The sequence below is a fragment of the Tessaracoccus zhenghani genome (assembly GCF_055326325.1).
In genome coordinates this window covers 63,325-74,343 of the sequence record NZ_JBUZNQ010000009.1, presented here as the reverse complement: position 1 = coordinate 74,343, position 11,019 = coordinate 63,325, and the positions used below count along the sequence as shown (strand labels likewise).

Genomic DNA, 11,019 nt, shown 5'->3' with positions numbered 1-11,019 from the left:
CGACCCCGAACCGGTCACGATGATCGTCGATGAATTGAACTACCACGGCAGTCGCGGGTCGAGCTCCCGCGCGAAGAACGAGGACGCCGCCAACAAAATCTCATTGGCACGCTTCAGCTCCCGCACTTCGGCCTCGAGCGCCTTGATGCGCTGCGCCTCGCTCGTCGTGGTTCCGGGACGTTCGCCCGCGTCGATCGCGGCCTGTTTGCACCAGCCTCGCAGCGTGTCGGGATTGACCCCGACGCGCTGCCCGACCCGGATCACCGCCGCGTTCAACGACAACTCCGGATCCTCTCTCCTGGCCTCGGCAACAAGCCGCATCGCACGCTCACGAAGCTCCGGCGGGTACTTCCTCGGTGCTGGCATGGTCATCATCCTCTCGGGATTTCAGACCCTCCACCAGACCCGGGGCGATTCACCTGCTGGCGGCTGAGTATGGTGGGCCAGACTATCTCACGGTCCTCAGTGATTTGTATGCAGAAGACGGGGACGCTGTGCTGGCGGAGGCCTGCCTGCGGAGGGGGGCCTCTCGATCCCTCGTTTGCGGTCTTGGACTTGTCAAACTCAAGGCGCTGAGGGGAGACGCGGATCAGGCCCAGCTGTGGCGAAGGTACTGCGTCACCCGAGCTGCCGCTGTCACCCTGTTCCGATGGGCATGTGAGTTCCAGCCAACTCCAGGTTTGCAGGATAGCGCCTCGAAAAACATGCGGACTGCCGCCGAGCTTGGCCATCCTGAGGCGGTGGGCTGGGCCTGCAGGCAGCTCGAGGAGAGGGGCGACTATGAATCGGCCGGCAGGGTACGTGCTCGATTCGAGGACGCAACCCATCCTGAACGGCAGCATGAGCGGGGGGCTTACTACTTCCATGAGGGCGACCTGGAGGGGGCGGAGCACTGGCTGAGGCTGGCCGCCGAACATGGCCATCCACAGGCAACCCTGATGCTGTCTTGGGTTGCGAAGGCAACAGGGGCTCAATCCGACGCTGTCGAGTGGTTGAGCAAGGCCGCGGAGCTTGGAGAACCTTGGGCGATGGCCGACCTTGGTGCCACTCAGCTGGGCCAAGACCCAGCCGTCGCCGAGCGCTGGCTTGTGGCGGCTGCAGCGGAGGGGATACCCGGAGCGAAACGTGATCTCGGCCTGCTGCGCTTGGAGCAGGACCGGCAGGAGGAGGCCGAGTCCCTGTGGCAAGAGGCTGCTTTTGGATTCGATACGTTGTCCATGATTGGTCTGGGCCAGATTGCAGTCGAGCGTGGGCGGCCGGAGCAGGCCCATGAGTGGTTCCTCAAGGCCGCATCCCTAGGCTCCATTGCAGGGATGCTCCTCTTGGCAGACAACCTGCTGCCCAACGATCCTGCGTGCGGCCTTCATTGGACGAATAGGGCGGCGCAACTCCTGAAGACCCCAAACGCGCTACAGGCTGAAGCTGTCTCTCGCCTCTACGGGGAGTTGGGCGATCAGGAGGGAGCTGACGAATGGGGCGAAACAGCACGCCGTCTGAGGGACTCGGAAGGCTGACGATATCTGGTGTGGTGGCCGTGCGCTTCGCAGCCGTGCTGGCCTGAAGCATGTCCACAGAGCCTCTCGCGATGATGGCTCCCTGACAGTCCCACGCGGGAACCTGTCCACGAGGGAAGATCTGTGGAGACAGGCTTGGATGCCTATCCCTGGGTGTGGTCTTTCAGGCTTGCCCAGAGGCTCAGTGGGCGGTGTCGCGGCGCCTGCTCATCTCCATCTGACTACGGAAACCCTCCAGCTCCCCGTCGTCGATGCCGTAGCAGTGCTCAGGCGCGGGGTAAGAGCCGTCACGCACCTCGCCGGCGAACGCGCGCAGACCGTCGACCGCGTGGGTGTGCAGATCGGCATACCTCTTGACGAAGCGGGCGGAGCCGCCGGTCCCCAGCCCCAGCAGGTCGTGGAACACCAGCACCTGGCCGTCGGTGGCCGGCCCGGCGCCGATGCCGATGACGACGATGTCGAGCGTCCCCATGATGTCGGCCGCCACCGCAGCCGGGATCGCCTCGAACACCACGGCGAAGCACCCGACGTCCTGCAGCTTGCGGGCCTCACCGGCCACCCTGGAGGCGCTGGCAGCGGTGCGCCCCTGTGCCTTGAACCCGCCCAGGGCGGTGGCTGTCTGGGGAGTGAGGCCCACGTGGCCCATCACGGGGATGCCGGCGGCGACGATGGCCGCGGCACGCGAGGCGGGCATGGCGCCGCCGCCCTCGAGCTTCACCGCGTCGCAGCCGGCCTCCTTCAGGAAGCGCAGCGCGGTGGCGACCGCCTGTTCGTCGCTCACCTCGTAGGAGCCGAACGGCAGGTCGGCAACCAGCAGCGGGGTGCTCAACCCGCGGCGCACGGCCTTCGCGAGGACGAGCATCTCGTCGACCGTCACCGCGGCCGTGTTCTCGTGGCCGAGTACCGTCATGGCTCCGGAGTCGCCCACCAGCACGACGTCGACCCCAGCCTCCTCAGCCGCCAAAGCCCCCGGGTAGTCGTAAGCGGTGACCATGACGATGCGCTCGCCACTGCGCTTCATGGCCGCCAACGACGGTGGGGTCACGCGGCGTCGGACGGCGTCGGCCTGCGACGGGCGGCTGGACATCCCCGGATCACTGTCCTTCGGTGAGGAGGGTGGCGACCTCGCCGTCCACGGCGATCATCGCGTTGGTGCCGCGCTCCACGTGCACGACGACGGGCTGGTGCTGCGCGAGCTCCTCTCGGCTGTACTGGCCGTACGAGATGACGATGATGGTGTCACCGCGGTGCACCAGCCGGGCCGCGGCCCCGTTGACCTTCATCTGGCCCGTGCCCCGCTCGCCGGCGATGGTGTAGGTCTCGAAGCGCGCGCCGTTGTCGACGTTCACGACGCTGACCTGCTCGAACTCGAAGATGTCGGCCGCCTCCAGCAGGTCCGGGTCGATGGTGATGGAGCCGACGTAATGGAGATCGGCGTCAGTCACCGTCGCTCGGTGGATCTTGGACTTCAGCATGGTGCGCTGCATCAGGAGGTCTCCTCAGCGGTCGATCGGGGGGCGATGGGCAGGTTGTCGATGAGCCGCACCCCGCCCACCGGGGCGGCGACGACGGCGAGGCTGGGGCGTTGGAGATCGGTGGCGGGGGAGAAGGTGTCGGGGTCGACCAGCGCGAGGTACTCGGGCTCCACGCCGCGGTCCCGCATCGCCTCGACGCCCGCAGATTCGGAGGAACGGGCATCCGCACCGTCGGCGATCTTGGCGGCGACGGCGTCGAGCGCGGCCTTGAGCGCGAGGGCCCGCGGGCGGTCCTCGGCGGCGAGGCGTACGTTCCGGCTGGACATCGCCAGGCCGTCGGGCTCCCGCACGGTGGGAGCGGTTTCGATCCGCACGGGCAGGCCGAGATCCGCCACCATGCGCCGCACGACGGCGACCTGCTGGGCATCCTTCTGACCGAACCACGCCACATCCGGCGCGACCGCCAGTAGGAGTTTCGTGACGACGGTGGCCACACCGTCGAAGTGCGAGGCCCCCCGGTGCGCGCCCTCGAGGGGCTCGCTGACGCCGCGCACGTGGACCGTGGTGGCGAACCCCTCGGGGTACATCTCTGCGGCATCGGGGGCGAAAAGGATGTCGGTTCCGGCGCCGGCGGCGAGTTCCGCGTCGCGCTCCTCGTCGCGCGGGTAAGCCGTGAGGTCGGCCTGGTCGTTGAACTGGGTCGGGTTCACGAAGAGCGAGACCACCACCGTGTCGCAGGCCGCACGCGCCGCCGCCACCAGCGAGAGGTGACCGGCGTGCAGGGCGCCCATCGTGGGGACGAAGCCGATGCGCTGCCCGCTCAGGCGGGCCTCGCGCAGGGCGTCGCGGAGCACCGCGACGGTACGGATGATCCTCATGCGGGGTCCTTCCGGTGGGCGAGTCTGTGGGTGGCGTTGACGAGAGCGTCGAACAACTCCAGATCTTCGGGCGCCCTCTCAGCGACGGCGGAGCGCTGCCTGGCGACGGTATCGGCGTCCCCACGCGCAATGGGGCCGGTGAGCGCCGTCGGCGCACCGTCGGTGGCCCAGTTCGCGACAGTGGCTCGCACCATCGGCAGCAGTCGCTCCCGCGGCAGGCCGGCCGAGGCGGCGAGGCGCTCGGCGAAGTCCTCGAGCGTGAGGAGGAAGTTCGACGCGACTGACGCCGCGGCGTGGTAGGCGGCGCGGTCGTCGTCGCGGATGCGGACGGGCACCATGCCCAGCGCGGTGGCGAGACGTTCCGCGACCGCCAGCGACCGTGCAGTGCCGCCGTCGACGGCGGCCGTCGCGCCCGCGAAGTCCGCCCCCGCCCCCGGCACAGTCATCAGCGGGTGGAGGCTGAACGCTTCATGCGGGTGCAGTTGCGCGAGAGTGGTCGCGCCTGAGCAGTGACCCACCAGGCGCCCTGGTCGCGGCGTGATGGCGGAGGCAGCCGTAGCGATCTCGCGATCCGGCACGCACAGCAGCACGATGGGGGACTCCGGATCCGCCCCGCGCCCCAGCGGCTCCGCGGCCGGCCAGCCCGCCGACGCCAGCGCCTCCGACAGCGTCCGCCCGAGCCGTCCCGTGCCGACGATGGCGACGGCGTCGCGCGGCAGGACGACGTCCTTCATCGGCTGGCTCTCCTTCGGCTCTGGGGGCAGTGGTGACGACTGTAAGCCACTCGACGCCCAGCAAGAAGAACCGTTCAGCGCCCGCTTCCATTCCGGAGGGCTCCCGCGGGGAGGTCGCGCCACAGACAGCGGCCGGGATGAGCCTCCTCATCCCGGCCGCCGGTGCTGTTTCGATGGGCTCTAGCCCAACGGCTCAGCCTTCACCGATCTCGTTCTCGAGGTCGGTCTGTGCCTGGTCGAGGGCTTCCTTGACAGGCGTGTCGTTCTCGTACACCTCGTTGAGCGTGACCGTGCGGAACCAGTTGTCCACGGCGGGCAGGTTCGGGTTGGCGAAGGAGTTGAAGTGACCGATGCCGTCCTTGACGGAGTTCAACACGTCGAACAGGTTCGTCGTGAAGTACTTGTTGAACTTGTTCTCCGGGTTGTGGGTCACGGCGTCGTCTTCCCAGACCGACATGTTCACCGGGTCGAAGCCGAGGACTTCCCAGACCGCGACATTGGCGGGGAGGGACAGCTTGGCGAAGGCGTTGAACTCGGTGGCCAGTTCGAGGTTCTCCGACGAAGCGGACACTGCGGTACCCGTGCCGCCGCCACCGATGGTGAGCGTCTCGGAACCCTCGATCTGAGGTGCCGGTGCGATGGCGATCTTGCCAGCGAGGTCAGGCATGTAGTCGACGAACCTGGAGGTGTACCAGGCGGGGTAGACGATGGCCGCGTAGTCGCCGTTGTTGATGGCGCCGTAGGCCTCCTCAGCGTCCGGGCTGCCACCCGCGATCGTGCTGAGCGCTCCGGACTTCTCCATGTCGGCCATCAACTCGAGCGCCTTGACGGCCTCGGGGTTGTTCACGGACACCTTGCCCATGCCGTCGTCCTCGAACACCTGGCCACCCATCTGGGCGGTCACGAGCGGTTCGACGAACCACACGCCGGTGTTGGCGGTGCCGAAGGCCTTGTCAGTGGCCTCGTGGTACTTGACGCCGGCTTCCTTGAAGTCGTCCCAGGTCTTGATGGTGGTGTAGTCAATGCCCTGGGCTTCGAGGAGTTCCTCGTTGTAGAACGCGACGAAGGCGCCGACGTGGGTCGGGTAACCGTAGATCTTGCCGTCGCGGCTGTAGAGATCGAGACGGGCCTGGACGATGTCGTCGATGTAGGGTTCGGCAGCGGCGGAGAGGTCGGCCAGCGGAGGGTTGTCGCCCTTCACGAAGTTCGAGAACTTGTTGACCTCGATGTCGACCAGGTCCGGCATGCCCGTACCGGCGTTGGCGGCCAGCAGCAGCTTGTCGTGCATGTCCTGGTACGGGTAGACGGTGATGTCGAGGTCGATGGCCTTGTCAGGGTTCTCCTCGTTCCACTGGATGGCCATCTCGTCGTAGACGGCGGCGTGGAGTTCGGCGAACACCCACATGCTGAGCTTGGTTGCGCCCTCAGGTGCGGGCGCGCCGCTGACGACCTCGCCCGAGGCCGACGGTTCCGAGGAACTGCCGTCGCCCCCGCCACCACAGGCGGCCAACGCCACCACAGATAAACTGACTGCAGCGAGTGTCGCTGCAAATTTGCGGATTCTCATGTGTCCACTCCTTTGTGTTGTTCCTACTAATTGCGGGGATGTCTGTCTGTTAGCCCTTGATCGAACCTGCCGTCATTCCTTCGATGAAGAATCGCTGGAATGCCAGGAACAGCAGGAGGATCGGGATCAGGGAGAAGAACGCTCCGATGATGAGCAGTTCGTAGTTGTTGCCGTACGGGGTCAACAGCGTGTTGAGGCCGATCGGGAGGGTGAATTTCTCGGCGGAGCGCAGGACCAGCAGTGGCCATAGGAAGTTGTTCCAGACCATCATGCCGTTGAGGATTCCCATGGCCGCGAATGCCGGCTTGGAGATGGGGACGATGATCCTGAAGAACATTCCGAACTCGGAGACGCCGTCGACGCGGCCGGCCTCCAGCAGTTCGCGGGGGATGCCGATGAAGTACTGACGGAAGAAGAAGATGGTGACGGCCTGCGCCAGGAATGGCAGCACGACGATCCAATACTGGTCCGCCGCGTTGAAGTTGTTCACCTGGACGTAGAGGGGGAGCATCAGCATCTCGAACGGGATGGTCATCATGACTAGGACGAGGATGAAGCCAACGTTCTTGCCGGGGAAGTCGTACATTGCGAAGCCGTAGGCGACGAAGGAACTCACGAGGAGGGTCCCTGCGACCTGCACCACAGTCAGGATCAGGCTGTTCCAGAACCACCGGAAGTACAGCCCCGAATCTGTGAAGAGCATTTCGTAGTTGTCGAGGCTGAGGTCCGCCGGATCGACGAGGAAGGAAATGCCGTTGCGGATGATCTCCCCGCCGTCCTGGAAGGTGCCGATGACGATCGCGGCCAGGGGGATGAGCGAGATCAGAGCGATCACCAGGAGGAAGGTGCCCTGAAGGATCGCAGCGGCCCGACGGCGCGGCTGTTGCCTCGGCTCCTCGCCCAGGGCCTCAGCCATCCGGGCCGAATCAGTGGCTGTGGTCATCTCAGGCCTCCTTCTTGAAGGTGCCGGTTGCGGTCAGTTGGGTCAGGTTGATGACGAGCACCAGCGCGAGGAGCACGACGCCCACCGCGGAGGCGAAGCCCAGGTCGTTCTCCTGGATGCCCTTGCGGTAGAGGTACCCGACGATGGTGAGGCCCTGGTTGTTCGGCGAGCTGTTGCCCGCGTACAGCATGAAGCTCTCGAGGAACATCGCGAGGCCGCCGTAGACGCTGATCGTCGTGACGTACACGATGGTGGGCTTCAGGCCCGGAAGGGTCACGAAGAAGAACTTCTGGACGGCGTTGGCGCCGTCGATGGAGGCCGCTTCCAGGTGTTCCTCGGGAATGGCCTGCAAGCCGGCGAGGAAGTACATGGTGTTGACGCCGGTCCAGCGCCACAGCGCCAACAGGAGCAGGGCCGACAGACCGGTCAGGTCGTTGCGCAGCCACCGGACGGGCCCGAACCCGAAGAAGTCCGCGACCTGGTTCATCATGCCGGTGTCGCTCTCCGAGAACATGAGACGGAAGATGATGCCCGCCACGACGACCGACGTGAGCGCGGGCACGAAGAGCGACGCCTTGAAGAAGTTCTTCAACTTCTTGCTGCCCAGCTTCCTGTTGATGACCACCGCGAGCAGCATGGGGATGGGGATGAGCAGCACGAGGGTCAGCACCATGTAGCGGAGGCTGTTGAACAGTGCCTTCCAGAAGATCTGGTCGCGCCACAGCCGCTGGTAGTTGCGCGCTCCGATGAACTCCGCCTGCCCGTATACCACTTCCTGGAAGCTCATGATCACCGACTGGATCACGGGGATGAGCCAGAAGACCGCCACCGTGAGCAGGAAGGGCAGGATGAACAGGTATGGAGCCAGGCGCTTGGAGTAGAGAAGCTTCGTCATTCTCAGTGGTCCTCCTTGATCGTGACCATCGGCCCTTCGGCTCCATGGCCTTGCCTCAGGGCCGCCGGCGCGTGACAACACTGTCCACGTGACCCTATTTGTTTTGAATGACAACTAACTGGTTAGAGGCTAACTGTCGCCACTGTGACCGGTCAACCACTTACGACGAAAAGTTCTTGGATTGTTACTGAAACTTTCGGGGGCCCGGGGTTGCCGGGCCCCCGAGGTACTCAGTTGGTGGAGAGGGTGATCATCGTCCAGGAGATGGGCGGGAGTGTGACGGTGAGCGTCGAGCCGTCCAGCTCGGCGGTGTCATTCGACGTGACGCCCACGCTCGAATCGTCCTCCGCGCTGGCCTTCCAGTTGTGATCCTCATGGTGCAGGGTCACGGCCTCCTTGATAATGCAGCCTGCGGGGATCTCGATCTCGGCCGGCACGGATTCGGTGGTGTGCCGGTTGACGACGAAGATGGCCGCGCTGTCGTCGGCCCAGGTGGCGACGGCGTCGACAGCCTGGACGGCGCCGAACTGTTCGCTCTCGATGGTCGGGCCGTCGATGATCACGCGGAGGACGTCGCCCTTGGCGTTGGCCGAGGTCAGGGCGAAGGGGTGGAAGGTGGTCTGCTTCCAGACCGGTCCTCCCGGCTCCGCCATGATCGGGGCGATGACGTTGACCAGCTGCGCCTGGTTGGCGGACCAGACGCGGTCCGTGTGACGCAGGAGCGAGATCAGGAGGTTGCCCACCACCACGGCATCGGCCACGGAGTAGTTGTCCTCCAGCAGCCGCGGAGCGACGGGCCAGTCGTCTCCCGACGGCGGCTTCGACGGATCCCTGTCGAGGTACCAGACGTTCCACTCGTCGAAGGAGATGCCGATCTTCTTGTCGGTCTTCTTGGCCGTGGCGACCGAATCGATGGTGGCGCCCACCTGGTTGATGAAACGGTCCATGTCCTCGGCGCTCACCAGGAACTCCTGGAGCCCGGAGTCCTTCTCCCAGTAGTAGGCGTGGGCGGAGATCATGTCCACCTGGTCGTACGCCTCGGTGAGGACCGTGCGTTCCCATTCGCCGAACGTTGGCATGCTGCGGCTCGAGGAGCCGCAGGCCACCAGCTCCAAGTCCGGGTCGATCATGCGCATGGCGCGCGCGGCCTCGGCGGCGATGCGACCGTACTCGTGCGCCGTCTTGTGGCCCATCTGCCACGGGCCGTCCATCTCGTTGCCGAGGCACCACATCTTGACCCGGTACGGATCCTCGGCGCCGTTGGCCTTGCGCTGTTCAGCCCAGTCAGAGCCGCCCGGCACGTTGCAGTACTCGAGGACGTCCATCGCCTCGAGGACGCCACGGGTGCCCAGGTTGATCGCCATCATGGGCTCGATGTCGGCCTTCTTCGCCCAGGACATGAACTCGTCGGTTCCCACCTCGTTGGGCTCAAGGCTGTGCCAGGCGAGATCCAGCCTCTTGGGGCGGTCCTCGACCGGGCCGATGCCGTCCTCCCAGCGGTACCCGGAGACGAAGTTCCCGCCGGGGTAGCGCACGGTGGACACGCCCATCTCACGCACGAGCTCCAGCACGTCGCCGCGGAAGCCCTCGTCGTCCGCCGTGGGGTGACCGGGCTCGTAGATTCCTGTGTAGACGCAGCGCCCGAGGTGCTCGACGAAGGAGCCGAAGGTGCGCCGGCGCACCGGTCCCACCGTGAACGCGGGATCGATCTTCAACGTGGCTTTCATGACCCTCCATTGCTTTTGTTGTGTCGATATACAAAGACTGCCACAGCAGGTCCCCGGGTGTCCGGGTGATGCGGAAACTTTCGGGGGCCACCTGAAATTTGCGGGACGGGTTCAGGGGGCGCGGCCGGTCGACTGGCGGACGATCAACCTCGTCGCCAACTCGATGTGCCGCGATTCAGGCACCTGGCCACGGTGGATGAGGTAGGCCGTCTCGACGGCGCGTCGGCCGATATCGGCGAGCGGCTGGCGCACCGCGGTGAGCGCGGGGGTCGCCCAGGTGGCCAGTGGCGTGTCGTCGTACCCGATGATGCTCAGCTCGTCGGGGATCCGCAGCCCCGCCGCATGCGCAGCGCTCAGCACGCCCATGGCCTGCAGGTCGCTGCCTGTCATGATGGCGCTGGGTGGCTCGTCGTCGGAGAACCACCGGGCCGCGATCTCGGCGGCCTCCTGGGCGTCGAAGGCGCAGCGTCGCAGCCAGCGATCAGGCACCGTCGCCCCGGCGTTGCTGCAGGTGGAGAGGAAGCCGTCCAACCTGGCGGTCGCGCTCATGGACCGGACGGGCCCGCAGATCGCGGCGATCCTCGAATGGCCGAGGCTGAGCAGGTGTTCCGCCGCCGAACGACCTCCGAGCCAGTTGGTGGCGCCCACCGAAACGACGTCCGGGCGGTCGGAATCGAGTGGGTCGATGACCACCATAGGGAGCCTCGCGCCCAGGATGGTCGAGTAGACATCGCCGCCGACACCCGCGGTGAGCAGGACCGCGCCGATCCGGTTCGCGGCCAACAGGCGCTGGGTCAGCGCCGCGCTGCTGAGGAGACCCTCGGGGTCCGTCTGCCGATGCGCCCGCTCGACGACGAGGTCGATCCCCAGCTCCTCGGCGGCTCGCACCGCCCCACCCAAGACCTCCATCGCGTAGGTGCTGGTGATCACGTCGGCGAGGAAGGCGATGGAGGGGCGCGCAGCCGACGGGGTGCGCCGATTGGTCTCGTAGCCCAGTTCCAGGATGGCGCGTTCGACGCGGATCCGGGTGCCGTCGGCCACGTCCGGCCTCCCGTTGGCCACCTTCGAGGCGGTCGCGAGGGACACCCCGGCCCTGGTCGCGACGGCTGCCAGCGTGGGCTTCGCAGCGGAACGAGTCGAGGTCATCTCCCTCCTCGGGCGGTCGGTGTGAGGCTCGGCAGCGAGCCCAGGCTGTGCGGCGGACAGAGACCTGGCGGCCTTGCCAGGAATTGTATTGAAATAAAACAATACCCTTGCCGGGGCCGCCATCGGGTGTTAACGTCGAA

Annotated in this window: 10 protein-coding genes and 1 pseudogene; 1 reads left to right on the top strand and 10 read right to left on the bottom strand. The window is 66.1% G+C overall.

Translation table 11 applies throughout. The annotated features are described in order from the left end of the window. Positions 1-57: 57 nt before the first annotated feature. Positions 58-366: pseudogene (locus tag ACZK4S_RS14115) on the bottom strand (transposase); the annotation flags it as partial. A gap of 338 nt (positions 367-704) precedes the next feature. Between ACZK4S_RS14115 and ACZK4S_RS14110 the strand changes: the two are divergent. Then, the gene (locus tag ACZK4S_RS14110) at positions 705-1,514 is read left to right on the top strand and encodes a tetratricopeptide repeat protein (RefSeq protein ID WP_463644720.1); all 810 of its coding nucleotides are present in this window, start codon (positions 705-707) and stop codon (positions 1,512-1,514) included. A 181-nt stretch (positions 1,515-1,695) separates the two neighbouring features. Here ACZK4S_RS14110 and panB read toward each other — a convergent pair whose 3' ends face one another. The 9 genes from panB to ACZK4S_RS14065 all read right to left on the bottom strand — a co-directional run bounded on the left by panB (position 1,696) and on the right by ACZK4S_RS14065 (position 10,879). Continuing rightward, a complete protein-coding gene (gene panB, locus ACZK4S_RS14105; RefSeq protein ID WP_463644719.1) occupies positions 1,696-2,601 on the bottom strand; it encodes a 3-methyl-2-oxobutanoate hydroxymethyltransferase in 906 nt (301 codons plus the stop codon). Between the two features lie 7 nt (positions 2,602-2,608). After that, complete coding sequence (gene panD / locus ACZK4S_RS14100; RefSeq protein ID WP_463644718.1) at positions 2,609-3,001, bottom strand: aspartate 1-decarboxylase; 393 nt, start codon at positions 2,999-3,001, stop codon at positions 2,609-2,611. Beyond that, a complete protein-coding gene (panC, locus tag ACZK4S_RS14095) occupies positions 3,001-3,867 on the bottom strand; it encodes a pantoate--beta-alanine ligase (protein WP_463644717.1) in 867 nt (288 codons plus the stop codon). The genes panD and panC overlap by 1 nt, the downstream gene beginning before the upstream one ends. After that, positions 3,864-4,601: a DUF2520 domain-containing protein gene (locus ACZK4S_RS14090; protein ID WP_463644716.1), complete on the bottom strand. Its 738-nt coding sequence runs from the start codon at positions 4,599-4,601 to the stop codon at positions 3,864-3,866. Before ACZK4S_RS14090 ends, panC begins: the two co-directional genes overlap by 4 nt. Before the next feature lie 193 nt (positions 4,602-4,794). Continuing rightward, positions 4,795-6,168 carry an ABC transporter substrate-binding protein gene (locus ACZK4S_RS14085; RefSeq protein ID WP_463644715.1) on the bottom strand — a complete coding sequence of 458 codons (1,374 nt, stop codon included), beginning with the start codon at positions 6,166-6,168 and terminating at the stop codon, positions 4,795-4,797. A gap of 49 nt (positions 6,169-6,217) precedes the next feature. Continuing rightward, on the bottom strand, positions 6,218-7,111 hold the full coding sequence (locus ACZK4S_RS14080) for a carbohydrate ABC transporter permease (RefSeq protein ID WP_463644714.1): 894 nt from the start codon (positions 7,109-7,111) through the stop codon (positions 6,218-6,220). A gap of 1 nt (position 7,112) precedes the next feature. After that, complete coding sequence (locus ACZK4S_RS14075) at positions 7,113-8,006, bottom strand: carbohydrate ABC transporter permease (protein WP_463644713.1); 894 nt, start codon at positions 8,004-8,006, stop codon at positions 7,113-7,115. Between the two features lie 230 nt (positions 8,007-8,236). Then, a complete protein-coding gene (gene arfA / locus ACZK4S_RS14070) occupies positions 8,237-9,733 on the bottom strand; it encodes an arabinosylfuranosidase ArfA (protein ID WP_463644712.1) in 1,497 nt (498 codons plus the stop codon). Positions 9,734-9,844: 111 nt separating this feature from the next. Next, complete coding sequence (locus ACZK4S_RS14065) at positions 9,845-10,879, bottom strand: LacI family DNA-binding transcriptional regulator (protein ID WP_463644711.1); 1,035 nt, start codon at positions 10,877-10,879, stop codon at positions 9,845-9,847. Positions 10,880-11,019: the final 140 nt, after the last annotated feature.

Excerpts from the sequence above, each read along its gene's own strand:
- arfA (WP_463644712.1), bottom strand. The coding sequence starts at position 9,733 with ATGAAAGCCACGTTGAAGATCGATCCCGCGTTCACGGTGGGACCGGTG.
- ACZK4S_RS14080 (WP_463644714.1), bottom strand. The coding sequence starts at position 7,111 with ATGACCACAGCCACTGATTCGGCCCGGATGGCTGAGGCCCTGGGCGAG.
- ACZK4S_RS14075 (WP_463644713.1), bottom strand. The coding sequence starts at position 8,006 with ATGACGAAGCTTCTCTACTCCAAGCGCCTGGCTCCATACCTGTTCATC.
- panD (WP_463644718.1), bottom strand. The coding sequence starts at position 3,001 with ATGCAGCGCACCATGCTGAAGTCCAAGATCCACCGAGCGACGGTGACT.
- panB (WP_463644719.1), bottom strand. The coding sequence starts at position 2,601 with ATGTCCAGCCGCCCGTCGCAGGCCGACGCCGTCCGACGCCGCGTGACC.
- ACZK4S_RS14090 (WP_463644716.1), bottom strand. The coding sequence starts at position 4,601 with ATGAAGGACGTCGTCCTGCCGCGCGACGCCGTCGCCATCGTCGGCACG.
- ACZK4S_RS14110 (WP_463644720.1), top strand. The coding sequence starts at position 705 with ATGCGGACTGCCGCCGAGCTTGGCCATCCTGAGGCGGTGGGCTGGGCC.
- ACZK4S_RS14065 (WP_463644711.1), bottom strand. The coding sequence starts at position 10,879 with ATGACCTCGACTCGTTCCGCTGCGAAGCCCACGCTGGCAGCCGTCGCG.
- panC (WP_463644717.1), bottom strand. The coding sequence starts at position 3,867 with ATGAGGATCATCCGTACCGTCGCGGTGCTCCGCGACGCCCTGCGCGAG.
- ACZK4S_RS14085 (WP_463644715.1), bottom strand. The coding sequence starts at position 6,168 with ATGAGAATCCGCAAATTTGCAGCGACACTCGCTGCAGTCAGTTTATCT.